This is a genomic window from Peteryoungia wuzhouensis (genome assembly GCF_003205195.1).
Taxonomy (GTDB): domain Bacteria; phylum Pseudomonadota; class Alphaproteobacteria; order Rhizobiales; family Rhizobiaceae; genus Allorhizobium; species Allorhizobium wuzhouense.
The window spans coordinates 119,478-145,348 of the sequence record NZ_QJRY01000001.1 but is presented as its reverse complement, the minus strand read 5'-3'; the positions used below and the strand labels follow the sequence as shown (position 1 = coordinate 145,348).

Annotated in this window: 28 protein-coding genes; 12 read left to right on the top strand and 16 right to left on the bottom strand. The window is 62.2% G+C overall.

The window, feature by feature from the left end; all coding sequences use genetic code 11:
- Positions 1-12: 12 nt before the first annotated feature.
- A complete protein-coding gene (locus DMY87_RS00740; RefSeq protein WP_110789387.1) occupies positions 13-318 on the bottom strand; it encodes a hypothetical protein in 306 nt (101 codons plus the stop codon).
- Between the two features lie 89 nt (positions 319-407).
- Positions 408-887 (bottom strand): DUF3833 family protein, encoded by a 480-nt coding sequence (locus tag DMY87_RS00735; RefSeq protein ID WP_165826115.1) that lies wholly within the window; start codon positions 885-887, stop codon positions 408-410.
- Between the two features lie 151 nt (positions 888-1,038).
- Here DMY87_RS00735 and DMY87_RS00730 point away from each other — a divergent pair, with 151 nt between their 5' ends.
- The 3 genes from DMY87_RS00730 (at position 1,039) to DMY87_RS00720 (ending at position 3,099) form a co-directional block, all read left to right on the top strand.
- Positions 1,039-1,932 carry an NAD-dependent epimerase/dehydratase family protein gene (locus DMY87_RS00730; protein ID WP_110789385.1) on the top strand — a complete coding sequence of 298 codons (894 nt, stop codon included), beginning with the start codon at positions 1,039-1,041 and terminating at the stop codon, positions 1,930-1,932.
- 150 nt (positions 1,933-2,082) lie between these two features.
- Positions 2,083-2,604 carry a hypothetical protein gene (locus DMY87_RS00725; RefSeq protein WP_110789384.1) on the top strand — a complete coding sequence of 174 codons (522 nt, stop codon included), beginning with the start codon at positions 2,083-2,085 and terminating at the stop codon, positions 2,602-2,604.
- A gap of 240 nt (positions 2,605-2,844) precedes the next feature.
- On the top strand, positions 2,845-3,099 hold the full coding sequence (locus DMY87_RS00720) for a hypothetical protein (RefSeq protein ID WP_110789383.1): 255 nt from the start codon (positions 2,845-2,847) through the stop codon (positions 3,097-3,099).
- Between the two features lie 17 nt (positions 3,100-3,116).
- On the opposite strand, the gene DMY87_RS00715 is transcribed toward DMY87_RS00720, so the two are convergent.
- A complete protein-coding gene (locus tag DMY87_RS00715; protein ID WP_245408784.1) occupies positions 3,117-3,791 on the bottom strand; it encodes a permease in 675 nt (224 codons plus the stop codon).
- A gap of 410 nt (positions 3,792-4,201) precedes the next feature.
- Between DMY87_RS00715 and DMY87_RS00710 the strand changes: the two genes are divergently transcribed.
- Complete coding sequence (locus DMY87_RS00710; RefSeq protein WP_110789382.1) at positions 4,202-4,693, top strand: histidine kinase; 492 nt, start codon at positions 4,202-4,204, stop codon at positions 4,691-4,693.
- A 227-nt stretch (positions 4,694-4,920) separates the two neighbouring features.
- On the opposite strand, the gene DMY87_RS00705 is transcribed toward DMY87_RS00710, so the two are convergent.
- From DMY87_RS00705 to DMY87_RS00695, 3 genes are all read right to left on the bottom strand, one after another.
- Positions 4,921-5,268: a hypothetical protein gene (locus DMY87_RS00705; RefSeq protein ID WP_110789381.1), complete on the bottom strand. Its 348-nt coding sequence runs from the start codon at positions 5,266-5,268 to the stop codon at positions 4,921-4,923.
- Positions 5,269-5,403: 135 nt separating this feature from the next.
- Positions 5,404-5,691: a YciI family protein gene (locus DMY87_RS00700; RefSeq protein ID WP_110789380.1), complete on the bottom strand. Its 288-nt coding sequence runs from the start codon at positions 5,689-5,691 to the stop codon at positions 5,404-5,406.
- A gap of 47 nt (positions 5,692-5,738) precedes the next feature.
- Complete coding sequence (locus DMY87_RS00695) at positions 5,739-6,323, bottom strand: TetR/AcrR family transcriptional regulator (protein WP_110789379.1); 585 nt, start codon at positions 6,321-6,323, stop codon at positions 5,739-5,741.
- A 139-nt stretch (positions 6,324-6,462) separates the two neighbouring features.
- On the opposite strand from DMY87_RS00695, the gene DMY87_RS00690 reads away from it, so the two are divergent.
- A complete protein-coding gene (locus tag DMY87_RS00690) occupies positions 6,463-7,236 on the top strand; it encodes a hypothetical protein (RefSeq protein WP_110789378.1) in 774 nt (257 codons plus the stop codon).
- A gap of 161 nt (positions 7,237-7,397) precedes the next feature.
- Complete coding sequence (locus tag DMY87_RS00685; RefSeq protein ID WP_110789377.1) at positions 7,398-9,218, top strand: methyl-accepting chemotaxis protein; 1,821 nt, start codon at positions 7,398-7,400, stop codon at positions 9,216-9,218.
- A gap of 28 nt (positions 9,219-9,246) precedes the next feature.
- Here DMY87_RS00685 and DMY87_RS00680 read toward each other — a convergent pair whose 3' ends face one another.
- Complete coding sequence (locus tag DMY87_RS00680; RefSeq protein ID WP_110789376.1) at positions 9,247-9,879, bottom strand: CatB-related O-acetyltransferase; 633 nt, start codon at positions 9,877-9,879, stop codon at positions 9,247-9,249.
- Between the two features lie 186 nt (positions 9,880-10,065).
- On the opposite strand from DMY87_RS00680, the gene DMY87_RS00675 reads away from it, so the two are divergent.
- Positions 10,066-10,452 (top strand): cupin domain-containing protein, encoded by a 387-nt coding sequence (locus DMY87_RS00675; protein WP_110789375.1) that lies wholly within the window; start codon positions 10,066-10,068, stop codon positions 10,450-10,452.
- A gap of 22 nt (positions 10,453-10,474) precedes the next feature.
- On the opposite strand, the gene DMY87_RS00670 is transcribed toward DMY87_RS00675, so the two are convergent.
- Complete coding sequence (locus DMY87_RS00670) at positions 10,475-11,671, bottom strand: MFS transporter (protein ID WP_205908122.1); 1,197 nt, start codon at positions 11,669-11,671, stop codon at positions 10,475-10,477.
- Positions 11,672-11,747: 76 nt separating this feature from the next.
- Between DMY87_RS00670 and DMY87_RS00665 the strand changes: the two genes are divergently transcribed.
- Together DMY87_RS00665 and DMY87_RS00660 are read left to right on the top strand one after the other, a co-directional pair.
- A complete protein-coding gene (locus tag DMY87_RS00665; RefSeq protein WP_110789374.1) occupies positions 11,748-12,080 on the top strand; it encodes an ArsR/SmtB family transcription factor in 333 nt (110 codons plus the stop codon).
- Positions 12,081-12,423: 343 nt separating this feature from the next.
- A complete protein-coding gene (locus DMY87_RS00660) occupies positions 12,424-13,329 on the top strand; it encodes a trypsin-like peptidase domain-containing protein (protein ID WP_110789373.1) in 906 nt (301 codons plus the stop codon).
- Positions 13,330-13,575: 246 nt separating this feature from the next.
- Here the strand turns inward: DMY87_RS00660 and DMY87_RS00655 are convergent, their stop codons facing one another.
- Positions 13,576-14,070: an HIT family protein gene (locus tag DMY87_RS00655; RefSeq protein ID WP_110790312.1), complete on the bottom strand. Its 495-nt coding sequence runs from the start codon at positions 14,068-14,070 to the stop codon at positions 13,576-13,578.
- 391 nt (positions 14,071-14,461) lie between these two features.
- Between DMY87_RS00655 and DMY87_RS00650 the strand changes: the two genes are divergently transcribed.
- Positions 14,462-15,487, top strand: coding sequence for a hydroxyacid dehydrogenase (locus tag DMY87_RS00650; protein WP_110789372.1), 1,026 nt, complete (start codon positions 14,462-14,464; stop codon positions 15,485-15,487).
- 153 nt (positions 15,488-15,640) lie between these two features.
- On the opposite strand, the gene DMY87_RS00645 is transcribed toward DMY87_RS00650, so the two are convergent.
- The 4 genes from DMY87_RS00645 to DMY87_RS00630 all read right to left on the bottom strand — a co-directional run bounded on the left by DMY87_RS00645 (position 15,641) and on the right by DMY87_RS00630 (position 20,866).
- Positions 15,641-16,354: a DarT1-associated NADAR antitoxin family protein gene (locus tag DMY87_RS00645; protein WP_110789371.1), complete on the bottom strand. Its 714-nt coding sequence runs from the start codon at positions 16,352-16,354 to the stop codon at positions 15,641-15,643.
- A gap of 2 nt (positions 16,355-16,356) precedes the next feature.
- Positions 16,357-16,866: a DarT ssDNA thymidine ADP-ribosyltransferase family protein gene (locus DMY87_RS00640; RefSeq protein ID WP_110789370.1), complete on the bottom strand. Its 510-nt coding sequence runs from the start codon at positions 16,864-16,866 to the stop codon at positions 16,357-16,359.
- A gap of 276 nt (positions 16,867-17,142) precedes the next feature.
- Positions 17,143-18,297: a GGDEF domain-containing protein gene (locus tag DMY87_RS00635; RefSeq protein ID WP_245408783.1), complete on the bottom strand. Its 1,155-nt coding sequence runs from the start codon at positions 18,295-18,297 to the stop codon at positions 17,143-17,145.
- Between the two features lie 349 nt (positions 18,298-18,646).
- Complete coding sequence (locus DMY87_RS00630; RefSeq protein WP_425353463.1) at positions 18,647-20,866, bottom strand: transglycosylase domain-containing protein; 2,220 nt, start codon at positions 20,864-20,866, stop codon at positions 18,647-18,649.
- A 330-nt stretch (positions 20,867-21,196) separates the two neighbouring features.
- On the opposite strand from DMY87_RS00630, the gene DMY87_RS00625 reads away from it, so the two are divergent.
- Entirely contained in the window at positions 21,197-21,661 is a 465-nt protein-coding gene (locus tag DMY87_RS00625; RefSeq protein WP_110789369.1) for a YcgN family cysteine cluster protein, read from the top strand.
- A 61-nt stretch (positions 21,662-21,722) separates the two neighbouring features.
- Here the strand turns inward: DMY87_RS00625 and DMY87_RS00620 are convergent, their stop codons facing one another.
- Entirely contained in the window at positions 21,723-22,610 is an 888-nt protein-coding gene (locus DMY87_RS00620; RefSeq protein ID WP_110789368.1) for a helix-turn-helix domain-containing protein, read from the bottom strand.
- 219 nt (positions 22,611-22,829) lie between these two features.
- On the opposite strand from DMY87_RS00620, the gene DMY87_RS00615 reads away from it, so the two are divergent.
- Positions 22,830-24,614, top strand: coding sequence for a methyl-accepting chemotaxis protein (locus DMY87_RS00615; protein ID WP_110789367.1), 1,785 nt, complete (start codon positions 22,830-22,832; stop codon positions 24,612-24,614).
- A gap of 201 nt (positions 24,615-24,815) precedes the next feature.
- Here DMY87_RS00615 and DMY87_RS00610 read toward each other — a convergent pair whose 3' ends face one another.
- Both DMY87_RS00610 and DMY87_RS00605 read right to left on the bottom strand, forming a co-directional pair.
- On the bottom strand, positions 24,816-25,439 hold the full coding sequence (locus DMY87_RS00610; protein WP_245408781.1) for a hypothetical protein: 624 nt from the start codon (positions 25,437-25,439) through the stop codon (positions 24,816-24,818).
- A complete protein-coding gene (locus DMY87_RS00605; protein WP_110789365.1) occupies positions 25,436-25,786 on the bottom strand; it encodes a type II toxin-antitoxin system prevent-host-death family antitoxin in 351 nt (116 codons plus the stop codon). Before DMY87_RS00605 ends, DMY87_RS00610 begins: the two co-directional genes overlap by 4 nt.
- Positions 25,787-25,871 lie beyond the last annotated feature (85 nt).

The window sequence follows — 25,871 nt, the reverse complement described above, 5'->3', positions numbered from 1 at the left end:
CCACAGACAGGGTTAGATCTTGTTCTCCAGCATCTGCACCCGGCGGGCCACATCGCTGATGCTGGTCTCGATCCGGGACAGGGCGTGGTCGATGGTGGTCTGGATATTTGCAAGCGAACCGCCGAGCTCCATCTTGATCATCAACTCGATGTCGTCGCGAAGCTCGGTCTCGCGGCGCTCAACCCGTCGGGTGAGATCATAGGTACCGTTGAGAAGGCGCATCATGTCTGCCATCTCCTTGCGAAGTTGGCGCACTTCCTCGATCTGCAGCTTGGATTGCTGCGCCAGGAAATCGAGACTGATGTTGTCCGTGGTCATGGTCAGCCGGCTCCGATCAAAGCGAATTTAGCGCCTTGCGAGCAAAAGCACAAATCTTCCCGCGCTCGCAAAAATCCGATCCCCCCCAATCACCCCACCCGCTCGTAGAACGCCTCCAGGGTGGCCACCTCCACGCCGAGTTTGGTCAGCGAGGCATGCACGCTCATATGGCGCTCGTCATGCAGAATGAACCAGTCGTCGAAGCCGAAGCGGGTCTTCGAGCCATCGGCCTGCGGCACGTCCCGCGCATACTGCCAGCGGAAGGCCGAGCCCGCCTGCTCGCCCTCGGCCACGCCGTCGATCAGCGTTTCGCGCCCTTCGTAGCGGTTGGCGCCGCGCTTCAGGATCGTCCAGGTCAGCGTGTCGGAATGGCCGTCGTCGAAGAAATAGTCCTCCGTCAGTGACAGCACCTGGGCGGAGGCGTCGAAGCGGCCGCGCGCATCGATGGTGAAGCGGTTCTGGAAACCGCCGAGCCGTCCGATCGTCACGCCCCATCCCCGCAATGTCCCGGAAAAGAACGCTTCCAGGACGAATCCGGGCTCTCTGTCTGCAAAATCGTCGAGTTTCAAGGCGTCTCTCCTCGGTTCGGTGTGCCGGGAGAAACACGGGTGGCATGACTTGGGTTCCTTTGGCGCCGTCGCGGCGCATCTTCCCCCCTTACGCTTTGCCCGCCACCGCGCTATCTGGTCATCCGACAACCCAATTTCGAGGAGGAAACCCATGGGCAAGCGCATCGTGTTCACCGGCGGCAGCGGCAAGGCGGGACGTCACGTCGTGCCCTATCTCTTGGATAAGGGCCACAAGGTGTTGAACGTCGACCAGACCGTGCTCGATCATCCCGGCGTGCACACGCTTCTAACCGACGTCACCGATCCCGGCGAGGTCTTTAACGCGCTCTCCTGCCATTTCGGCTATGACGGTTACGAGGAAGGCGGCGGTCCGAAGAAGGTCGATGCGGTCGTGCATTTCGCCGCCGTCCCCCGCATCCTGATGAAGCCCGACAATGCCACCTTCGCCGCCAACACGATCTCGACCTACAATGTCATCGAGGCCGCTGCGAAACTCGGCATCAGGAAGGTGATCATCGCCTCGTCGGAAACCACCTATGGCGTCTGCTTCGCCGAAGGGAATAAGGACTATCACCAGTTCCCCCTCACCGAAGACTACGACACCGACCCGATGGACAGTTACGGCCTCTCCAAGGTCGTCAACGAAAAGACGGCGCGCGCCTTTGCCATGCGCTACGGCATCGACGTCTATGCGCTGCGCATCGGCAACGTCATCTCGCCGGAAGATTACGCCGCTTTCCCCGGTTATCTCGCCGATCCGCCATGCCGCAAGCGCAATGCCTGGTCTTATATCGACGCCCGCGACCTCGGCCAGATCGTCGATCTCTGCGTCAAGAAGGATGGCCTCGGCTTCCAGGTCTTCAACGCCGTCAACGACACGATCACGGCCACCATTCCGACCCGCGAGTTCCTCGCCAAATACGCCCCGAACACGCCGATCACGGGTGATCTCGACGGCTTTGCAGCACCGCTTTCCAACGCCAAGATCCGCGAGGTCCTCGGCTTCAAGGAAGAGCACGACTGGCGCAAATACGTAAAGGTCTGATGCAGCGCCGAAAGGGCAGGGCACCGCCCGGCCTTTCACAGCGAGCTCACACCTTTGTCAGCTTCCAGATCCCCGCTTTTTCGGAACACCGCCGGACGAGCGGGGGTTAACCCCTTGTATGAACGACTGAAACTTACAAGGGAGACAGACATGGCCCAGGCACGCCGACTGGAATTGCGCCTTCTCGACGCGGAGGAAAAGGAACTGGTGGAGGCCTCCCGCCATCCGCAACTGGCGGATTGCCCCGACACCGAGCTCACGGCCTTGCAGCGCAATCTGCGCAACCGCCGTGACCGGGCGCGCGACATCGCCAGCCGCCAGCGCCGCGAAATGCGCGGCAAGGTCGCCCCGTCGGGTGCCAAGCCCGCCGCCGACAATGCCGGCAGCCGCGAAAAATTCGCAGCCCTCTCCGCCGCCCTGCAGCGGGTCAATGCCGAGGTCGCCCGCCGCAAGCGCCTGTCGGCCCGCGCCGAACTCAGGGACAATGCCGAAAAGGCGCTCTCCCTCCGTCGCGCCGCAAAGCGGCCCGTGCGCCCGACCTCGCGCCGCGCGAAGAAAGGCATGCGGTCGGTTCCCAACGAGCGCGGTCCCGATCTCGTCAATCCGATGGAGGTTGGCCGCGTCTCGCAATTCGTCAAGGATGGCCAGGCGCGTCGCGACAACCGCAGCTGAGGTAAAAAAGCGGGCCGCGCAATGCCGGCCCGCGCCCTCACTTTCCGCAAAAGTCTGCGCAGACCCCATCCTGCGGCCGTTTTCCACATCGCCGTGGGCCTCTCCCACGAAAAGTCACAGCCTGTGCCTTTTCTTCCATCCTATTATGCGCAAAAACGAAAGAAACCCCTGGATGTATACGGGGGGGAAGGGCGGCCCGCCGCATCGGGCCTGATCAGCCAGCGCATCCGGGGAGGGAGCATGGCGCAGCAGAAACGCTTTGCCATCGCCAATGTCGCCGAAACCGCGATTGAGGGACATCGTTTCGTGTCCTTCGATGTCGCGATGCACGGCCACCTGATTTCGACCATCGACGCGCCGCTCCTCAGCGGCCGTATCCTCTGGTCCCATGCGGCGTTCCATGGCTTCGGCGATTTCGACAGCGCCGAACAGCATCTGATCGACCACCAAGTCGGTCATGCGCTGTCTCCGGCCCGCCCGCCAAGAGGGCATTGAGCCCTCAGCGCTTCGCCTCAGCTCTTCCAGTGCTGCAAACCCCAGCCTACGGCCAGCGCCACGCACAGCGCTGCGACGAGTGCGATCAGAAAGGCGATGGCAAACAGGCCGACCGCCCGCAGCGTGCCGATCGTCAGGTCGAGCCGGAACCACCGCACCTGCGCCTGGCCGTACCAGATGACCGCGACAACCAGCGTCGCGATCCCGGTATATACGCCACCGCCACCGGGCATGATCAGGAGATCCATGGCAAGCCCGAGCAGGAAGACGAAGGGTGCGGCCACGTAACACTGGCTGAAGAAGGGCGGCCGCAAGGCGTTGCGCGTCACCTTGGCCCGCTTCGACACCAGAAGCGTCACGGCCATGGCGAGCGGAAAGATGCCGAAGATCACCCCCCGCGCAATCAGCAGATTGGTGTCCGAGGCCGCAAGTTCGGCCTCTGCCGTCGCCTCCGCCGCCGTGCGCGGGATCAGGGTCGAGACCCCTTGCGCGATCAAAAGCGTGATCAGCAGGAAGAGCGGCGGGCTGATCACATCGTCATACTGGTCCTCGATCCGGTCGGCGAGTTCCAGATCGGCGTATCGCATCATCGACAGAGGCGAGACCACGGCCCGCCACAGCGTCAGCGGATAGAAGACCAGCCAGGATACCAGCTCATAGAGCAGTTCCTCCAGCGATTTCAAAACCTTCATGAAATCCATCTGGGTTCGCCCTTTCTTGCCGCTCAGCCGATGACGATGCCAGCCCGGCGAACGCCACGCAAGCCACATGCGCCAAACGTCGCCCCACGCGTTCCGGACGGCGTGATCTTTCCCGCGACGTCAGGCTCTCTTCACCGTCGAAAAATCGCAGTGCATTGCCAGGCTTTCTTGGCTTTTAAAGTCTTGGTTGCGATCTAAACTCTATGCGCCCGGCAGTTTAAGAAGCAAAAGCGATCCCTTCCTCCTATAAACCGCCATATCGAGGCCCCGCACCAGAAATAGTCTGCATTCGCAGCGACGTTCAACAGGTCTCTATTTACGGGGTCTGGTCGGCATGAATATATCGAAGCCGCTGCAAATCGCCCGCATCGCGATTTGACAAGACCTTCGAAAGGACAGCCATGAAAAAACTGCTGATAGCCTCCGTTTTCGCACTCTCTGTTCCGTTCGGCGCATCTGCTGCTGAACTGAGCTTCCCCAGCGACGCTCCTGTGGCGTCGATCACCATTCCCGACACCTGGGGACCGCAGGAAACCGAAACCGGCATTGACGCCACATCCGAAGACGGGGCTGTCTACTTCTCCATCGATGTTGCTGACGCAGCGTCGTCTGACAAGACAACCGACATTGCCATCGACTTCCTGACAAAGAACGGCGTCAAGATCGACCCCGCCACGCTGAAGGAATCGCCCGAGACCGATATCAACGGTTTCAAGATTTCCTCCCTTGATTACCAGGGCACGGACGAGAGTGGTCCGGTGGACGTCTCGATTGGCTTCGCGGCGGCCGGTGAGAAGGTTTTGATCTTCACCTATTGGGGTTCGAAGGAAACCCAGGCGGCGCACGAGAAGGAACTCGGCGAAATGCTGGCCTCCCTGAAGCCGGCGAAATGAGACTGAAATTCGGGCGCTGACGTGCCCCCTGGCTGCCTGTAAACCCGTCGATGTATCGGCGGGTTTTTCTCTGCGGTGACGTCGAACAACAGGGTGTCATCGGTGAGCGCATCCGTCTCTCGATCATCGCGAGCCGATGGAGACAGGTTGATCTATCGCGTGTTCATTGCAGAAGAACGGAAAGCTAGCCGTATCGGCGTCAGATGCCGGCTGGCCGTGGCAATCCGTTATTCGTCAGCGTCAAAGCTCTCGTCTTCGGCGCTCAAGCACATGTCGGCGCCCTTTTCGAGATCGGCTTTGCTCAGCGCGTCATAAAAAGCGACGCTGCTGCCGATCATCTGGTTGGCGCCGTCCTTGCCGCCATTGAGCTCGGCCGACTTCTCACGAAAGGTTTCGGCAGCGGCCTTGTAGTCCTCCTCGTCAGCGGCATCGATGGCGCCATTTTCGAGCGCAAGGCCGATGATAACAACGCATATCGAAGGAGAGGCATGGTCGGGCAGCGTGTCCTCCTCCGCGTAAGCGGGGGCGGAAAACACGGAAGCCAGCAGAAGGGCGTAAAGCGGCAAGCGAGACATGGGGGAAATCCTGCAACATTCGAAGACACGTCTTGTCGGCAATAGCTGCCACGTCTCTTGTTTATAATCCGTGAAAACAAGCAGCGCGCCGAGCCGCTTTGCCACGCAAGCGGCATGCCCCAAACGTCACCCCGTTCACCCTTTCAAAAACGCCAGCCGCGCGTCCACCCGGCCAGGCGAAATCTCGTGGATCTCCGCCGTCACCACGCCTTCGGCGACGAAGGGGTCTTCGGCCACCAGCGCTTCGATCATCACCCGGTCGGTGCCCTGTGCCAGGATCGCGCCGCCGGCATTCGGCTGCAGGCTGCCGGCAAGCAGGAAGAGCCCGGCGTCGAAGCCGCGCGAGAGCCAGGCATTGTGCGCCGCCATCAGTTCGGCGGCCTTGGCGCGATGCTCGGAAAAGCGCAGGAAGATGATGAACATGGAGAAGCTCCCGAAGATGTGCGGTTGGGGGACCAGAGGTCAAAGTGTCAGTTCTCGGCCCGGGATGTCGCCGCAACGGTTCGCAGCCAGTTCTTCATGGCGGCAACCTCGCGGTTGAGAAAATCCCGGTCGTGGAAGGCGTTGTAGAGTGTGGCTGCCCCCTGGCTGCGCGACAGAAGCTCGAGCGCCAGCCTGTCGGCATCCTCGGACCGGCCAAGCCCCTCGAATTGCCGGGCAAGCCAGGTGCGAAACAGTGAAAACAGCTGCACGGCCTGCGGCTGGGCGGCATGGTTGAGCTTGGCAAGTTCGCTGGTCAGCGTGCCGATCGGGCAGCCGTGCTGGCGGATCTTGTCGCCGTTGACGAGCAGGATGTCGATGAACCGTTCGATCCGACCGAGCGGATCGGCCACCTCCGCCTGCCAACCCTCCATCATCATCGCACGGTCGCAGAGCCGCTTGTCGATGACGGCGGTCAGGATCTCGTCCTTCGTCTTGAAGTGGTGATAGAAATTGCCGCGCGAAATGCCGACGGCAGACGCGATATCGGCAAAGGACGTGTGGTCGAAACCCTGCCGATAGAAGAGATCGTCGGCCGTCGCCACGATCCGATCATGCGTGTCCCGCTGCCCCATCCGCCGTCTCCCCTCTGTCATCGCGCTAGGACGCTTGTCCTGGAATAGGATTAGGACAACTGCCCTAAAGCGTCAAGAGCCTTGAGAATCGCTCATCCCCCTGCCACTGTCCGGCCCGACAGAACCCGCCGGAGAACCCATGTCCGTCTTCACCCGAACGCCGATCATTGGTGCTCTTCTCGCCCAGGTGGTCGCCATGCCGCTGGTGGCGATCGCAACGGCGCTCCTGTCTGAGAGCATCGACCGCACGCTGCTGATCCTGGCAGCCGTCCTCCTGCAGGGCCTGCTCGCAGCCCTCATCTGCCGGTTGCTCGGCCTTGCCGTCTGGTGGCTGGTGATTGCCTTCCTCTTTCCGCTGGCGCTCGCGGGCGCGCTCCTCGCCGGCAATCTGCCTGCCTGGCCCTTCGGTCTCGCTTTCCTCGTTCTGGCGCTGGTCTTTTCCAACACGGCGCGCGGCCGGGTGCCGCTCTATCTCACCAACAGCCAAACGGCGGGCGTGCTCAAAGACCTGATGGCGGAGCGCAAGGCGATCCGTTTCCTCGATCTCGGCTGCGGCCTCGGCGGCGTCGTGCGGGCTTTGGACGGCGGCGGCCGCCAGGCGCGCGGCATTGAAAACGCCCCCGCCGTCTTTCTCCTCGCCCGCCTGTTGTCCCGCCTGGCGCGCTCCGGCGATATCCGCCGCGGCGATCTCTGGCGCGCCGATGTCTCGAAGGAGGACATCGTCTACGCCTTCCTGTCGCCCGAACCCATGGCCGCCCTCTGGCAGAAGCTTTCGGCGGAGATGAAACCGGGCAGCCTCTTCATTTCCAACAGCTTCGCCGTGCCCGACCGCGAACCGGACGAGACCTGGACGCTGTCCGACAGCCGCAAGACCGTGCTGTATCTCTACGCGATGGGACGCCCTGCGGCCTGAGCCGCGCGCTGTCCCGGCGACCCGGTCGCCCTGTTCTCTGGCTGCATTCCCGCGTCCGCAAGCAGTGGTAGCGCTGTCTGGCGCCCTTCGCTTCTGCATTGAGGGATGATTAAGAAAATTCGAATATTATAGCTGCAACTCTAACGAAGCGGGATCCGGTTATGGCATCCATTCAGCGTAAAGTGACTGTGGCGAGCCTGGCGATTTTCCTCTTTGCCGGCGGCACGGCCGGCGTGGGCATGTGGTCCGCCGATGTTCTGGCCAAAAACGGCGCCGATGTCGGCCGATCCGCCGATATCCTGCGCAACCACATGCAGGCCGACATGATGCATGACGCGCTGCGCGCCGATGTGCTGGCGGCGATCCTTTCGGCCAATCCCGCAGCTGGGGTGGCCCATGCCGAGGTGACGGCCGACATGGAGGAGCACAAGGCCTCCTTCCTCGATGTGGTGAAGACGAACACGTCCCTGGTCGATGATCCCGCAACCCAGAAGGTTCTGGCCGATCTCGATGCGCCCCTGACCCGCTACATCGACGGGGCCGCCAGCATCGTCGATCTCGCGGGCAAGGATCAGGCGGCAGCCCTTTCCGCCTTGCCCGTCTTCCTCGCGCAGTTCTCCGACCTGGAAGGCGCGATGGAACACGCCGGCGATCAGATCAGCCTCGTCTCGAAGGCCGAGGTCGAGCACAGCGCCGTTGTCCAGCACACCGTCAACCGGCTTCTGGGCGCCCTCCTGGCGGCGGCCGCCGTTTTCAGCATCGGCCTCTATTTCCTCTGCGGCCGATCCGTCACCGGGCCGCTTCTGGCGCTGGCCGATGACATGCAGCAGCTCGCAGCGGGCAACACGGCCATTGCCTGTCCCGGCAAGGACCGCACCGATGAAATCGGCGCCATGGCCGTCTCGGTCGAGACCTTCCGCCAGGCCGCCATCGCCAAGAAGGCCATGGAAGACGGCGCCGAGGCCGAGCGCCGGCAGCTGGAGCTCGATCGCGTGGCCGCCCAGACCCGTGCCGAAGCCGATGCGGCAGAACGGCTGCGCACGGCGACCGCCGGCCTCGCCGCCGGCCTGCGGCGTCTGGCCTCGGGCGATCTCGCCTTCCGCCTCGATCAGCCCTTCGCCCCGGATTTCGAGGCGCTCCGCCACGATTTCAACACCTCCGTCCAGCAGCTCGGCGACACCCTGAACGCGATCTCCTCCGGCATCGGCGCGATCGACGACAGCTCGCGCGAGATCTCCAACGGCGCCGGCGATCTCGCCCGCCGCACCGAACAGCAGGCCGCAGCGCTGGAACAGACGGCCGCAGCGCTCGACCAGATCACCGCCAATGTCGGCAATTCCAGCAAGCGGACCAACGAGGCGAGGGCGGTCGCGACCGAAACCAACCGCAGCGCCGCGCAATCGGCAGAGGTGGTGGCTCAGGCCGAGGAAGCCATGCAGCGCATCGAGGCCTCCTCCGGCCAGATTTCCAACATCATTGGCGTCATCGACGAAATTGCCTTCCAGACCAATCTCCTGGCGCTCAATGCCGGCGTCGAGGCGGCACGCGCAGGCGAGGCCGGCAAGGGTTTTGCGGTCGTTGCCCAGGAGGTGCGCGAGCTTGCCCAGCGCTCGGCCCAGGCTGCCAAAGAAATCAAGGGCCTGATCCACACCTCCTCGGCCGAGGTCGAAGGCGGGGTGCGGCTGGTGCGCGAAACCGGCACGGCGCTGAAGGCGATCGGCGAACGGATCGCGCTGATCAACGAACACATGGAAGCGATCGCGACCTCCGCCCGCGAGCAGTCGACCGGCCTCTCGGAAGTCAATGTCGCCGTCAATTCCCTCGACCAGACCACCCAGCAGAACGCCGCCATGGTCGAGGAAACCACCGCCGCCTCCGCCGCCCTCTCAACCGAATCCACCAAACTCCGCGATCTCGTCAGCCAGTTCAGGCTGCATGCGAGCGCGGCGGACGGGCAGCCGGCGCACAGGCGAGTGGCCTGAGGCGGGGGGGGGAACCGGCAGGCGGGGATCAGGCCCGTTTCAAGGCATCAAGATCGCCTGTTTCAAGCGCGACGAGATGGGCTTCAATCTTGGCAAGTGGCCAATCCCACCAGGCAATGGCCAGAAGCTCGGCAACGATCTCTTCGCGAAAGCGCATCCGGATGATCGAGGCCGGGTTTCCGCCAACGACGGCATAGGGCGGCACGTCGCGCGCAACGACCGCGCTGGCCGCGATGATCGCGCCGGTCCCGATCGTCACCCCCGGCATGATCGCCGCGTCATGGCCGATCCACACATCATGCCCGACCACCGTGTCCTTCACCGGCAGGTCCTTGTAGCCGAAGGTTTCCGGCTTGAAGATGCGGAAGGGATAGGTGGTGAAGCCGGTCATCGGGTGATTGGCCGAACTGGTAATGAAGATGCATCCTCGCGCGATCTGGACGAACTTGCCGATGATCAGCCGCTCGCGGCATCCGTGACCGAGATAGGGCGCAAGCACGAGCGCCGTCTCCTCCGGCTTTCCGGCATGGGTAAAATAGCTGTAGTCGCCAATCTCCATCCGCGGATGGTCTATGACGTTTTTCAGGTAAACGGTATCGCGATAAAGAGTTCCATCCGGCAGCGTGATCGGATGCGTGGCTGTGGCGTCAAGAAGGGGCATGCGCGGCACCGTTTGCGATATGGTCAATCCAGAACCGGCGAATGCCGGCACCCGGAAAGGTCAGAATTGACCGAAGATGTCGAATGCACTCATGAATAGTTTGAATGGCCGCGTATAACGCGTGTGCCTGGGCACGGCCCGTGCTACGCGACATCACACCGCCACCATGTCCCGGAGTGATCCGCCATGAAATGCTTGCGCATCTATGCCACGCCAGACGGCGAATCCCATTTCGACGAGATCGAGATGCCGATGACGAAAGTCGCCGTCCATCCCGATGCCGTGCCCTTTGAGGTGACCACCAGTTATCCCGCGTCGCGGCTCCGCTTCACTCACATCCCGGCGGGCATGCGCGAGGTATCCTGGCACACCGTACCGGAGCCGGTCCTCACCGTCCGGCTTGACGGAGCGGTCGACTATGAGACGAGCGACGGCGACACGCGGCACGTCAAGGCGGGTAGTTTCGTGCTAGTGGAGGACACGTTCGGCAAGGGACATCTGTCACGCCATTCGCCGGAAGCACAGACCGTGATCTGGATTTCGCTGCCCAAGGGGTTGGAGGGTTTGGAATAGGCGCCCTTGCCAAAGCCCTCCCTCACTCCGCCGTCCGGAACTTCCGCAAGAATCCCGCCACGGCAGAAAACACCACGATCAGCGCGCCATAACCCAGCACGGTGGCGGTCAGCCCGAAAAACCCGACCGAGACGCCCGCCAGCAGCGTTGGCAGGCCGAAGGCGAGGTAGGAGAGGGTGAAGAGTGCGGCAAACAATTCGCCGCGTTCATCCGGCCGCACCACCGGCACGATCGAGCGCAACACGCCGTAGAAACAGGTGCCGAAGCCGGTGCCGGCAATCGACAGCGCCACGAGATAGACCGGCAGCGACGGCCAGGCGATGGCGATGAGCGACAGTGCCGTGCCGAGCGCCAGCGCAGACGTGCCGTAAAGCGTGACGCGGCGTGACGAATGCGTGCGCGCGACATAACAGGCGATCGCCCCGAAGCCGCAGAGCAGGACGATGACGAAGGCCTGGCTGACATGGTCCTGCCGTCCGAACACATGCCGCACCAGCGGCGCGCCGAGCGAGAGATAGAGCCCGCCCGTCGCCCAGCCGGCAATCACCGCCGGCGCGCTGCGCCAGAAGGCGGCGGACGCTGCCTGGGGCACGCCGATGCGCGGTTTCAGCGAGGCGAGCAGGCCCTCATGCCGTGCGGCCGTCTCCGGAACCAGCCAGATGGCAAGCGCACAGATCACGTAGGTCACGACCAGCGTGCCGAACACCTCGGCTTTCGCCCCGTCCGTCAGGTCCATCAACAGGCCGGCGGCGAGCGCCCCGAAGGCAAGGCCCGCCAGCGGCACGACCGAGTTCCAGATCGAGGCGCTGCCCGGCCGGCTCTTCGGTTCGAAATCGACGACGACGGCCGAGAGCGCCGACAAAAGCAGCCCGGCGGCCACCCCCTGCAGCACCCGCGCCAGCATCAGCGCCGTCACGGTCTCCGCATGCCAGAACATGAGCAGGCTCACCGCCATCAGCGCAAAGCCGCCGGAAATCACCGGCCGCCGGCCGAGATGGTCCGACAGCGAACCGAAGAACAGCAGCGTCGCCAGAAGCGCGATCGTATAAACCGCGAAAATCCCGGTGAGCGTCGCTGCCGAAAAGCCGATCTCCTGCTGCAGCAGCGGATAAAACGGCGAAGGCGCGCTTGCCCCGGCCATCATCGCCGCCATGGCGGCAAGGGTTAGGCGGAAGCCGAAGGGCCGCTCGCGCGGCAGGGACGTGGCCTTGTCTGTCACGGACTATCCAATTGTTCGAAGAATTTCGAACAAAGATCTACTGGAATTCCGTTCATGGTTCAACTATTTTCGAACCATGACGATCCCGAGCCCCGATCTGCCCCATCCCGACCGCCGCGACCTGCGGCTGACCGACGTGCTCTTCGCCTTGAGCGACCCCGAACGCCTCGCCATCGTCCGCCAGCTTTCCTCAGGCCCGCTCGACATGGCCCACTGCCATCTCTCCGATCCCGCGATCCCGAAATCGACGAAATCCCACCTGATGAAGGTTTTGCGCGAAGCCGGCGTCATCCGCAACGAAGCCCTCGGCCGCGGCCGGCGCCTGAGCCTCAGGACCGAAGACCTGGAGGCGCGGTTTCCGGGCCTGCTGGCCTCGGTGCTGAAGGCGGCAGGCGAGGGGGAGGAGTGAGCGGCGGGGTGGTACATCTTTGCCATTCGCGAGATCGAAATCTTGTCGTTCAAGTCATTGCGCTGGTATTGGGATGAAACGGTGGGCTGAAAGCCATCGCCGTTTGCGCGGAAACAGAGACGAACCGATGCCATTGCCCAAGGTGTGTTGTGATTATTGGCCGTAGGCGAAGGGCAAGACCATCGCCGCCAACAGCCGTCCCCCCCCCTTCACCGACACAGCGCTGTTTGAGGCGCAGGCTTCGTCTCGCGCGAAGCTGGCATTACCACGACATCCGGCATTCTGAACATCAACCACAGTGGAACATTGCACAAATGCCCGGAGTGAGCCTAAGAGGAGAGGCATGAAATCGAGGATCGTATCGGCGCTGCTGGGCACGGCGCTCCTGAGTTTGGCTGCGGCTGGTCCAGCCCCGGCGGTGATCATTCTCGACAGCACCTGGGCCGATCAGGGTGGGGCGGTGGGTGCGGAAGGCGACGGATTTGGCGCCGCCAGGGCGCTGGCCATGGAGCCGCAATTTTGCGCCATCATGAGCTTTTTCGACGGCGAGCAGATTGGCGGCTCCGGCACATGGATCGGCAATGACCAGGACGGCAACGCTTATGTGCTGACGGCGGCGCATAATTTCGGCGACGGCGCCGACCCCGCCAACTGGACCTATTACACCCGCGCTGGCACCGAATTGACCGGCAAGGCAGTGCATATCCATCCCAATTACGACGCCAGCAGCGATGAGACGCCGGGCTACGACCTCGCCATCGTGGAATTGAACGGACCGGTCGAGGATTGCGATACGCCGCCACTCCTCTATGGCGGCGACGACGAACTGGGGCAGCTCGCCACCATGGTCGGCTTTGGCTCGAGGGGCATCGGCTCGGTCGGCCAGGACGACAAATATTACAAGAGCGAAGATGCCGCTGCGGCCCGCAACATCATCGACGTGGTCCAGGACCCGGCCCCCGACGGCAAAGGCGGCAATCAGCTGCTGGTCGACTTCGACAGCGAGGATGGCTCCAGCAATGTCTTCGAAAACAGCGATCCTCTGCCGGTTGATGAATATGAAGGCGTGCTGGGCTCCGGTGACAGCGGCGGCTCGCTGTGGATCGAGACCGACGAGGGTTGGGCTATTGTCGGGGTCAACGACTGGGGCGACGATGCGGTTTATGGTTCGACCGGCGGTTTCGGCCGTATCAGCACGCAATATGACTGGGTCAAGTCCATCTTCGATGCGCGTTTCACCAACCAGTAGCTCCGGTGCGGCGAACGCCGCCTGAGCGTTTGGCGACCCACCACGGGCTTTTCGCCCATCTGCCTATGTCGGCTTTCCAAGTAGTGGAACCCTTCACGGACAGGCAGGAAACCACCCCGAGTCGGACATCCTGTCTGATGTGCGCGAGTGGCAGCTTCTGGGGCAGTCACGCGCAGGGCGAACGACCGCAATGGGGGGCGCAAAGCGGAAATCATTTCCGCTATCGGCCCTAAGCGGTCTTTGGCGTCAAGAAAATCGGATCGTTGCCCTAAGGACTTCTATGGCCTCGGCTACGGAGGGACCTTTGATCGAAGGCGGGTCGCGGCGTTCACAGAATTCTCGCCAAATAAACAGCGTGAGCTCTGCCCCATCGGTTGGGGTCTCGCCGGGGCCGTCGGCGAATTTCTGAAGCGCTCTATAACGCTCATCTTCCCAGAATAGGTCTTCGACCCACGCGTAGACAGGAATTGCGTGGAAATGGAGTGGATAGCCGGGAGAGTGACCGAAGCGGCTGAGATAGACCCTCTGTGCGCCGATCAGCTTCAATGCACGTTGAACGACCGCAAAAACATGCCCCATTGAACTCAAGGCCTCAACCGGAAGGTCACTGAGATCATTCGTCGCTTTTGTCGACGCGATGATCAGATACCCTGGTAGTGCCGAGTTAACGCGATGGTTCACCGACCAATGGGCGTTACTGGCTATGTGAAGCTGCGGCGGAATATTCGGTGTCCGGGTCATGGGGCAATCTATCACTGCAATTTGCCTCCGCAATGTCTCCTGTTGGCGCTTTGCAGACAAAGCAAACGGACCGGCAGGTTTCGGGCAAACGACAGAATATGCCCAAAGGCCGATATGGGGGCGCATAGCCGCCTGGCAGATATCGCTCCCCAATGTCGGCTTCGGGCCGACATCAAACATCAAGCGCAAGCAACGTTTCCAGCCTTCCGTACCGGGCCGGGGGCCAGCCGTCGTCCCGGATCAGCAATCGTCTCCAGACCATCGGCCATTGCCAGATCTGTCCGGGAGCGCCCACCTCGGACAGACGAGTTCCCCCTCTCGCCAATCCTCCCCGCCCGGCCCCGTTTCGCGCTAAGCTCATGCCCATCTGCGATTCTCGAGGGAGGAAACGATGAGCCGCGCTGTCATTCTGGTCGATCCGCTGCCGAGAACACTCGATCTGATCATGGAACCCGCCGTCCGGGCGCGGCTGGAGGCGCTGGGCGAGGTGATCGTCTCGGAGGATCGCCCGATGTCGGCCGAAGAGGTCGAGCGGCATCTGCCCGACACCGTGCTGATCTTCGGCCAGACCGACATGCCGAAGGAACGGCTCGAGCGGGCGCCGAAGCTCAAAGCCATCATTAATGTCGAATCCAATTTTCTGCCCAATATCGATTATCAGGCCTGCGTCGAGCGCGGCATCTGGGTGATCACCCCGGCCTCCGCCTTCGCCGCGCCGGTGGCGGAAGCAGCGCTCGCCATGGCGCTCGATCTCGCCCGCGGCATCACCGCCGCCGACCGCGATTTCCGAGCGGGCACCGAGGCTTATGGCCTCGAAGGCAATGAAAACACCTTCCGCTTCGCCGGCGCCCCCGTCGGCCTCATCGGCTTCGGCGATCTCGGCCAGGCGTTTCGCGATCTCATCCGCCCGTTCAAAAACAAGGTCCGCGTCTTCGATCCCTGGCTTCCAAACGAGATCATCGAGCGCCAGGATTGTGAGCCCGCAACGCTCGATGAGGTCTTGGAAAAAAGCCAGGTCGTCTGCGTCTTCGCCAGCGTCACCAGCGAAAACGAGGGCTTCATCGGCGCGCGAGAATTCGCCCGGATGAAACGCGGCGCCGCCTTCCTCCTGATGAGCCGCGCCGCCGTGGTCGACTTCCCCGCCATGATCGCGGCGGCCGCCTCCGGCCACATCAACGTCGCAACCGACGTCTTCCCGGAAGAACCCGTGGCCGCCGACGACCCCATCCGAAAATCCCCCAACATCCTCCTCTCCGCCCACCGCACCGGCGGCACCCGCGACGCCTTCTATGCGTTGGGCTCAATGGCGGTGGCCGACGCCGAACTGATCATGAAGGGTTTGCCGCCGAGGCTCTGCCGCCGGGCCGATCCGGCAACGGCGATGCGGATGCGGTCGAAGCCGGTGGCGGTGTCGTGAGGGGAGCGTGGCAACCAGTGACGGACCCTGTTGCGGAAGCGTTGCCGCTTTGGGCCCTCATTTCGATGCTTGGTTTCCCTGGTTATTCGGAAGTTGACTCACAGCACGAGCAATTCAAGGCGCAAGGTGTAGCCGTGTCCCAACACTGCCATCCTACGCGATCTTCAACCGCGGTTGCTTCAAATATGTCTCGTGAGGTCCCGGATCGTGTGTATGTTGCGCGATCATATTAACAAAGACCTCCGGCGTTTGCATATAGAACTCTAATTTGTGCTCGCGCATCAGCACAACAAACAACGCACATGACTTTGCTTGGCAGTTTATCGATTTGGCAGGGTTAAACTCAATGTCGGTGAAACCCGCATATTCCACATCCACGGTGATGCGCTTCATCAGCCATTCGCGGTGGGGAAATAACGCTCGCAAATAGAGCCAGTCATAAAAGACCGTTGTCGGCTGCAACGGGAAATCTTTGCCGTTAAAGCGAAAACCGACAAGAGGACCGGATTCCTTTAGTCTAGGGTCGCGTTTAGCCTCCCGTGGTTCCACTCGATAAAGATCGACAAATGGTCCACCACCTTCAAATACCTTGCTGCCTTGGAATGCGTTCTCCAACGGTATGCTGTCACCCTCGAAAGCTACCTGCAAATGAAATGCACTTAGGTGGCGACCTGCCTTGACGTCGGATTTGCTAGAGATCTCCATCAGCGGAGCATACCCGGCTTGTTCCGCCGCTCGATGCAGCGCTCTGATATTCTTCTGTTTTTGTACCTCAGCGAAGCCACTAGCCCATGGAATCTCAAAATCCACCCGCTTGACGTAGCCTTCGTGTTCACTTGTTGGAACGAAGATTGGTCTTTCTGCCATTGCTAGATGTTCCTTATCAACGCCAGCGGTATTATGTGGGGAACCAGCACCTCGCATTTTTCGGCCTGCTGAAGGCGCGCTAAGATAGTTGGGTCTCTCCAATCGGTTCGTGTGTAAAGAACTTCAAAATCGATCATTGGTTCGGCGTCGGCAATGGGAACGGGAGTTACGCCTGCCTTGTTGGCAACATCTCCCGCAAATCGGACGCCTGGCCATTGTAGGACTGAAGCGTTGATCTGCAGGAAGATAGTGTCAATGATTCGACCTTCTTTCCGGGCGATGTGCTCCATCGGATGATTGTTCCGAAAACAGAGGTGGACATCTCGGTCCACACCGTTAATGGCGTCCGCGTCATGACTCCAATCGTTGCCGCCCGGCGCGGGAATAGTGGAACCATTTTCAACGAGCATCGAATATGGATGCAATCCGCCGAGCTGTCTGATCGACTCAAGGTTCCTCCGATCAGTGAAATGATACAGGAAGGGAATCTGTCCAAGACTCGTAATCGCCATATCTATCTCCCGTCTGCGAAGCACACATGATACGGCATTCTCGACCCTGAGGCTACGCACGTAGAAAAGCGACAAGTTCCGACTGTCGTCCGTCTGCGGTAAAACATCGGTAAGTCCCAGCGCTGATGCGGGAATGTAATTGCAGGGGGGGCATGAAGCAGCCGCAACTGCGACGACTATTTTTTGCTTGAATCTGTGCAAATAGACAGTCCACGCTGTCTAACCCCGCCTTCCGATCCAAGTCCCAGAGCCACTGTTGGCAAAAGCCCCCCCCACCTACGCCACAACCCTTTCCACCTCATCCCCCTCAAACACCCGCCAACTGTTCCGCCCATCCCCCTTGGCCGCATAAAGCGCCCTATCCGCTGCCTCCAGCAGGCGCTCGTAATCGGCGCTTGAGCGCACCGCGCCGCAGGCGGCCCCGATGCTGACGGTGACGTGGCGGTTGCGGTCGCCGGTGTGGTCGTGGCCGATGCCGAGCTGGCGCACGGCGCGGCGCAGGCTTTCGGCCACGCTTGCGGCAATCTCCGCTTCGGTGCCCGATAGGATCGCTAGGAACTCCTCGCCGCCATGGCGGGCGAAATGCGCCTCGATCGGCAGCGCCCGGCGCATGGCGCGGGCAACCCGTTTGAGGCATTCGTCGCCGGCGCCATGGCCATAGGCGTCGTTATAGGCCTTGAAGTTGTCGACATCGGCGACCAGGAGGACCACGCGTTCGGCCTCGCTCTTTGCTTCCGTGGTCAGCCGCATCAGCTCCATCTCGGTGCCGCGGCGGTTGGAGAGCCGGGTTAGGGGGTCGGTCACGGAAAGCCGTGCCAGGTCCTTGTTCTGGCGGGACAATTCCCGTTTCAACAGCTCGTTTTCCTGCTGCTGCAGATAGCTTGCCACCGCTTCGGCCTCCAGCTGGTAACAGACGAGCAGGGTCATCGACATGGTCGGCAGATAGACCGAGAGATGCTGCAGGGCATAAAGCGGCGTTGCCCCTTCCAGCAACCAGATCACCCAATAGGTCAGGCAGAAGGTGAAGATGCTGGCATGCAGGCTGGGGCGGAAGGGCGAGGCGGCCGCAATCGTGATCGCCATCTGGAAGGTGCAGGCCGCGTAATAATAGCCGAGCACCGCCGGATTGTGGCTGGAGACCACGATGATCGACCAGCAGACCTGGGCAAACAAGGCGACCAGGATCGCCGCCACCTCCTTGTGCGCGATCGGATGCTCACCGGCGAGATAGAACAGCAGGCCGCCGGTCACCGGCGCGACGACGCCGAAGCGCAGCACGGCCGAAATCACCGTCACGTCGCCGAGCACCCAGAGGTCGAACAGGAAGCAGCAGAGATAGAAGATGAAGACGCTGATCACGGCCATGCGCAACATGCGATTGCGCATCGACGACCGGGATTCGAGGAATTCGTGATATTGTTCCGCAGTCATCTGCGGTCTTGCGGGAATTCCGAGCCATCTCTTCATGGATGTCCAATCGCCGAATGAAAAACCTACACGTCGAAAACCGCCGCAACCTAGTGGCGACCCCCTTAATTTGGGGTGAAGGACCTGTGCCTTATCGGGAATTGCGGGATTATCGTAACCCGCAAGGTAAACGGGACCTTTCCAGGATGAGGCGGAGCCGCAGGCCTGCGCAGGCGGCGTGCCGATCCGGCACGCGGAGGACGCGGGGCAGGGCAGGTGGCACCTCGTTTGCGGCCTTGCGGGCGCGAATCAGCCGGTCCCGCGTCGCATCCGCCGCAAATGGCGTTAGCGCGCGGTAAAACCTGCGATCGTATTAAGGGACGGTCGAACCCGTGGTCTCGGGGGCGGGCTTTGCCTGCGCGCTCTGGCTCGCGGGCAGCACCAGCGCCGGGGCCGAACGCAGCCTTTGGCCGAGCTCGCGGATCAGCCGGGTCGATTGCCCCGACAGTGAGCGGGGACGCACCATCGGCGGCAGCGCATCGGCGGCGTCGGCGCTTGCCACGGCGGGCGCCTTGTCCTTTTCCGGCATCGGCGCATCGACCCCCATGATCGGCTTCAGGTCGATGCCCTGATGGGCGTAATCCATCAGCTTCTTGAAGGTCATGGCCGGAAGCGAGCCGCCGGTCATGTTGTTGGTCGAGGTATAGTCGTCATTGCCGAACCAGACGGCGGCCGTGTAATTGCCGGTGTAACCGACGAACCAGGCGTCGCGATAGGCCTGGGTCGTGCCGGTCTTGCCGCCGGTCAGGATCCCGTCGACGGCGGCGCGCCGCGCCGTGCCGATATAGGGGATCTTGGTCATCATCTGGTTCATGTAGGCGGCGGCCTGTTCGGTCAGGATCCGCTCCGGCGGGGCTGAATCGCGCTCGAAGTCATAAAGCACGTCGCCGGCATAATTCATGATCTGCGCCACGCCGTGGCGGCGCGACTGGTAGCCGCCCGCCGGCAGCACGGCATAGGCGGTCGCCTGGTCCATCACCGTCACTTCCGATGTGCCGAGCGGAATGGTCACGTCCTTCTTGATCGGCGTTTCCACGCCCATCGCCTTGGCGGTTGCCATGATCGCGTCGATGCCAAGCTTCTCCTTGGCAAGCCGCACCGGGATCGTGTTGATTGATTTCGCCAGCGCCGTTTCGAGCCTGATCCGGCCGGCATAGCTGCGGCCGTAATTCTGCGGGCTCCAGTTGCCCCAGGAAATCGGCCCGTCGGTGACCACGCTTTGCGGCGTATAGCCGTTCTCCATGGCCAGCGCATAGGTATACATCTTGAAGGACGAGCCCGGCTGGCGCAGCGCCTTGGTGGCGCGGTTGAACTGGCTTTCGCCATAGTCCCGCCCGCCGACCATGGCGCGCACGGCCCCGCCATTCTCGATCATCACGATCGCGCCCTGCTTGACGTTATAGCTCTCGCCATATTCGCGAAGGGAAGAGGCCACCGCCTCGTCGGCCGCCTGCTGCAGCCCGAGATCGATCGTGGTGCGCACGACGAGCGTATGATCCTTGAAGCGCGCTGCAAGCCGCTGCACCTCCTCGAACGCCCAGTCGAGGAAGAAATCAGGCGCTTCCTTCTCGTCGCGGTCGATGACGGAGGCCGGGTTGCGCCGGGCCGCCACCACCTGGCCCTCGGTCATCAGCCCGCTCTGCACCATGTTGGTCAAGACGTCGTTGGCGCGGGCGCGCGCCGCCGGCAGGTTGACATGCGGGGCATATTTCGCCGGTGCCTTGAAGAGACCGGCCAGCATCGCGGCTTCCGCCAGCGTCACCTCGGTGATGTTCTTGCCGAAATAGAACTGGGCCGCTGCCGCCGCCCCGAACGTGCCGCCGCCCATATAGGCGCGGTCGAGATAGAGCGACAGGATCTCCTTCTTCGACAGGTTCGCCTCGAGCCAGAGCGACAGGAAGGCTTCCTTGATCTTGCGCTCGATCGACCGTTCATTGGTGAGGAAGAGGTTTTTCGCCAGCTGCTGCGTCAGCGTCGAGCCGCCCTGCACGACCGATCCCGCCTTGGCGTTTTCCGTCATGGCGCGGGCAAGGCCCATGAAATCGATGCCGAAATGCTGGAAGAAGCGCCGGTCTTCCGTCGCCAGGACCGCCTTCACCAGATGGTCCGGCAGCTCGTCGACCGGCACCGAGTTTTCATGGATGATGCCGCGATGGCCGATGGTGTTGCCGTAGCGGTCGAGAAAGGTCACGGCGAAATTGTCGTGGTTGCGCCAGTCCTTCTTCGTTTCCTCGAAGGCCGGCTGCGCCAGCGTCAAGAGGACCACCGTCCCGGCGGTGCCGAGCGTCATCGCTTCGCCGGCAATCTCGAAGCCGAGCTTCTTCAGGCCGCGCACGCGAAACCGGCGGAAGAAGATGGTGATCTCTTCCCAGGCTTCCGCCAGGTCGTATCCGGCATTCCACAGCGTGGAATCGAGCCAGCTGTCGATCCTCAGGAAGATGTGCCGCTTCAGCCGGGGTGGCTTGTCCGGGCGCGTCCGGCGCGGGCTTTCGGAACCGGCCGGGCTGCCGGCGGATCCCTCGTCTCCAGCCATGTTGTTCGGCTCGTCGTCTCCGGACACCTTGGGCCTTCCCGATGCATGCGGGCGCGGCATCGCCGGCCCGGAACCTGATCTGTGACTTGACGCGACCGCCCTGAGGCCTAAAGGACAAGCAGGCGGCAACGATCGATCTTATCTGAGTGATGGTCGATTTGCCGCCAAAGAACAAGTACAATCGCGGCCCGGTCGAAGTGGCCGCCGGTCGAGGCCGGTGTTTTGCCGCAAGCGTGGCAGCACGGACACCGTGCCGGACCCGGCCGGGGTCCCAAATCCGCCCGGCTGCAACACGAACGAGAGCCGGCCGGACCGGCCCCTGGATGAAGCATGCGTGACGACCCCTTCTGGAAGACAAAGACGCTCGCCGAGATGGACAATGCGGAGTGGGAAAGCCTCTGCGACGGCTGTGGCCTCTGTTGTCTCAACAAGCTGGAAGACTGGGACACCGGCGAGATCGCCTTCACCTCGGTCGCCTGCAAGCTGCTCGACGGCGACACCTGTCGCTGCAAGGATTACGAGAACCGTCAGGACACCGTGCCCGACTGCATCCAGCTGACGCTCCAGGGCCTGCGCGAAATCCAGTGGCTGCCGCCCACCTGCGGCTACCGCCTCGTCGACGAAGGCCGCGATCTCTACTGGTGGCACCCGCTGGTGTCGGGCGATCCGCGCACGGTGCACGAGGCCGGCGTCTCCGCCAAGGGGCGCACGATCTCGGAAGAGGGGCTCGATGTCGAGGACCTCGAAAACTACGTGGTCGACTGGCCGATGCGCGTGGGTGCCGAACGCGGTTAGGCCCGGGTGCGCTCGCCCGTCTTGAGCATCGTCCCGGTTCGACCGTGAAGGCTGTCCTTGATCAGGTCATTTTCCGGTAGGCGAGCGGCGTGGTGCCGACATGGCTGCGGAACGCCCGGCCAAACTGGTTGGCGCCGTTGAAACCGCAGGCTTCCGCGATGAACGACACCGGCAGCCGCGATTGCCTCAGCATGTGCTGCGCCTTCTCGATCCGCTTCGCCGTGACATATTGGAAGGGCGTATCCCCGTAGGTCGCCTTGAACGAGCGGCAGAAATGGAAGCGTGTCAGGCCGCAGATATTGGCAAGTTCGTCCAGGCCGAGATCGGTCGTCAGATGCGCGTCGATATACTCAGCGATCAGCCGGCGCTGACTGGCGCTCAGCTGGCCGCGAACCTTCCGGCTTTGGGCTGCGACGGGCGGAATGCTGATCCTGAACATTTCGAGTGCGGCGGTGAGCGCGACGGTCTCGGCATAAATCCTCGATGTCGGCCGCTCGTCGGCCATCAGCTCGCCGAGCTTGCGCATCGTCGGGCCGAGCTGCGCGTCCCGGAAATAGATGTATGGCCGGGGCTCGAACTGGTTGAACTCCGCCTGGATCTCCTCCTCCATGGCGGAAGGATCGAAGCAGACGACGGTAAAGGCGTTCATCCGGTTTGCCGGTTTGGCCCAGCCCTCGATCGACTGTCCCGCCGGCACATAGGTCATCTTGTCCCTGAGATCGCCGCCGGCGACAGGTTTTTCCCCCGTCAGCTCCATCTCGCCATCGACCAGAACCAGATCGTGATAGGCGAGATAATGCCAGTTGCCGTGCCACTCGAATTCATATTCGGCAGGCAGTTTCAGCCGCGAGTATTGAGCGGAAAGGCCGCGCCAGTTGTGTGCCGCATGGGTTTCCGCAAGACCATTCGCTTCACGGAACCTGAGCTGAAGTTCGCTTTCCTGATCCATCGAAAATCCGGACTCTTCAAAGGATTAGCTGCTCGAAATATTGCCGGCTTGGCGTGAGTTTTTCAGCAAGATGCGTAGAAAAAGAGCAATATCTGCACGGTTCTTACCGGAAGTTCACGATTCGTAAATGCATGTATGCGACTTTTAACACGGTCAATCCGAGGCTCCAACGATATCCGGTGGATGGCCTGAGATGAGCGGGATTGGAGAGGAACGAACATGCTGGGTTTTGGTGCGGCAGATAGCAAGGCAGTTCTTGAGGCGGTTGGCAGGTCCCAGGCCGTCATCGAATTCAAGCTGGATGGCACGATCCTGTCGGCGAATGAAAATTTCTGTCGGGCCCTTGGTTACCAGGCGTCCGAGATCGTCGGACAGCACCACCGCATGTTCGTGGACCCCGCGGAGGTCGCGTCGCCGGAATACCGCGAATTCTGGGCCAAGCTCGGCCGTGGCGAATTCGACAGCCGTCAGTACAAGCGCATCGCCAAGGGTGGCCGCGAGATCTGGATCGAAGCCTCCTACAACCCCGTCTTCCGCGGCGGCAAGCCCTACAAGGTGGTGAAGTTCGCCACCGACATCACGGCGCAGAAGCTGAAAGGCGCCGAGGATGCCGGCAAGCTGGATGCCCTTTCGCGTGCCCAGGCGATCATCGAATTCACGCCGAAGGGCGAGATCCTGACCGCCAACGAGAATTTCCTGACGACGCTTGGCTATCAGCTCTCGGAAATCCAGGGCAAGCATCACCAGATGTTCTGCGATCCCGCCTATACCAACAGCGATGCCTACAAGCAGTTCTGGACGAAACTGGCCGCCGGCGAATTCGTCGCCGACGAATTTCTGCGCATCGGCAAAGGTGGTCGAAAAGTCCATATCCAGGCTTCCTACAATCCGATCTTCGACATGAACGGCCACGTCTTCAAGGTGGTGAAATTCGCCACCGACGTGACCACCCGTGTCCAGAACGTCGACACGCTCGCTTCGGCCCTGAACGCCATGTCGGAAGGCGACATGACGCTGACGATCGACAAGCCCTTCCTGCCGACGCTGGACAAGCTGCGCATCGATTTCAACGGGACCTCGTCGAAGCTGCGCAACACGCTGCAGTCGATCACCGAGAATGCCGGCGCGATCGCCGCAGCCTCGCAGCAGATCCAGTCAGCCTCCAGCGACCTTGCCAAGCGCACCGAGCAGCAGGCAGCCTCCGTGGAAGAGACGGCGGCTGCGCTCGAAGAAATCACCACGACGGTCAGCGACAGCAGCCAGCGCGCCCAGGAAGCGGGCACCCTGGTGCGCAAGACCAAGGAGAATGCCGAGCATTCCGGCAATGTCGTCGGCAATGCCGTCGAGGCCATGAGCCGGATCGAGAAATCCTCCTCGGAAATTTCCAACATCATCGGCGTCATCGACGAGATCGCCTTCCAGACCAACCTGCTCGCCTTGAATGCCGGCGTGGAAGCAGCGCGTGCGGGTGAAGCCGGCAAGGGTTTTGCCGTCGTCGCCCAGGAAGTCCGCGAACTCGCCCAGCGCTCGGCCAAGGCCGCCAAGGAGATCAAGGAACTGATCAACGCCTCCAACACCCATGTGAAGGAGGGCGTGGCCCTGGTCGGCACGACCGGCAAGGCGCTGCAGGAGATCGTCAGCCAGGTGATCGAGGTCGACGTCAATGTCGTGGCGATCGTCGAGGGCTCCAGAGAGCAGTCGACGGGGCTGAAGGAAATCAACACGGCGGTCAACACCATCGACCAGGGCACCCAGCAGAACGCCGCGATGGTCGAGGAAACCACGGCCGCCTCCCATAGCCTGGCACGCGAGGCCGAACAGCTCTTCCAGCTGCTCGCCCAGTTCAAGATCGGTGCGGCAAACCAGACCCGCAACACCCCCGCCGCCGCCAACCAGCAGTCCCGCCCGCAGCCCTCACCGGCACGCCAGATGACCGCCAAGGTCGCCCAGGCATTCCACGGCAATGCGGCCGTGAAAAGCGGCGGCAGCTGGGAAGAGTTTTAAGCGGGCAAGCCGCTTTAGCGAGAAGAAGAACAAGGCCGGTCGCCACACGCGACCGGCTTTTTCGCGTTTCTGCGGGTGGGGATGAGTTATGCCGCAGACCCAAAGCAACTCCGCCAGAAGTGCGAAGCGGTTACGCATCCGGAATTGCTTAAAAACCAAGAGACGGAGCATGAAGGCGGCTCCGTTTTCGCCGCAAATGCACTAGCGGGTCCGGATATAGACGGGATCGTTGTCGTCGCCCTCATCGGCGTTGTCGCCGGTCGCCAGTCGAATGGAATGCCAGGCCGTTGCCGCCGCCGCAATCCCGAAATCCTCCTCCATCCAGCGGATGAATGTCCGCGTGCCCATCAGCGCGATATCGGCCCGAACGGCTCTGACGGCATCGCGACCGTCGCGGTCGTCCATGATGACGATGATTTCCTCATCCTGCAGCAGCGCCGATTTAAGGTCCTGGACGACGGAGAGCACGCTTCGCTCGCCCCGGTCCGACCAATCCGGGTGAAGATCCGGAGGTCTGCCCGCCTTCTCCCACAATTGCATTTCACGCTGGTATCGCCGGCCCTCGGCGGTTTCCAGAACGGTGATTCTGCTGCGGTTTTCGTTCAGCCATCGCGTCACATAGGCCCGGCTGGCCCGTCGCTGATCGCGGCCTTCGCCCGGTTCGCGCGTGGCCTCGGCGATGACCATGTCGGTGATCGTGACATCGCAGCCCGGCACAAAGAACCAGTCGAGCGCCTCTATGGTGCCGAGCAGGGACAAAGGCGTATTGTCCATGATCAGGAAGCGAGGTCTTCGTCTGTCGGCCGGCTCGGGTTGGTCGATCACCGTTGACCTCTGAGAAACACGGCGCGCACGCGGTCGAGTTCCGCATCCACGGCCTCTGCATGGACGCCTTCGATCGCATCTCTGGACATCTGCACTGAAGCGTGCCGAAAATCTCTGACGTCGTAACCAAGCGGATCGGCACTGTGACGGATGACCGGACTTTTGCGCGCCAGAAGATGCGTCGGCACGCTTTCTTGTGCCACGCGCTTCAGGCGGCAGAACTCTTCGACGGAGAGCATCACGTTTCTCGGCTTGCCATGCGAAGTAATGACCACGCCGCCCTGGGACGCCGCCCGTTGCACATCGCCGGTCTGTCTTTGCAGGTCGAGGGAGGTGAAGATTTGCATGACACGCTCCAAAATACATGTTTTATGTATTTTAGCCGAGTGTAGACCTCGGCGCAAGCCAACCGACTTCGGACGCCCCCCGCAT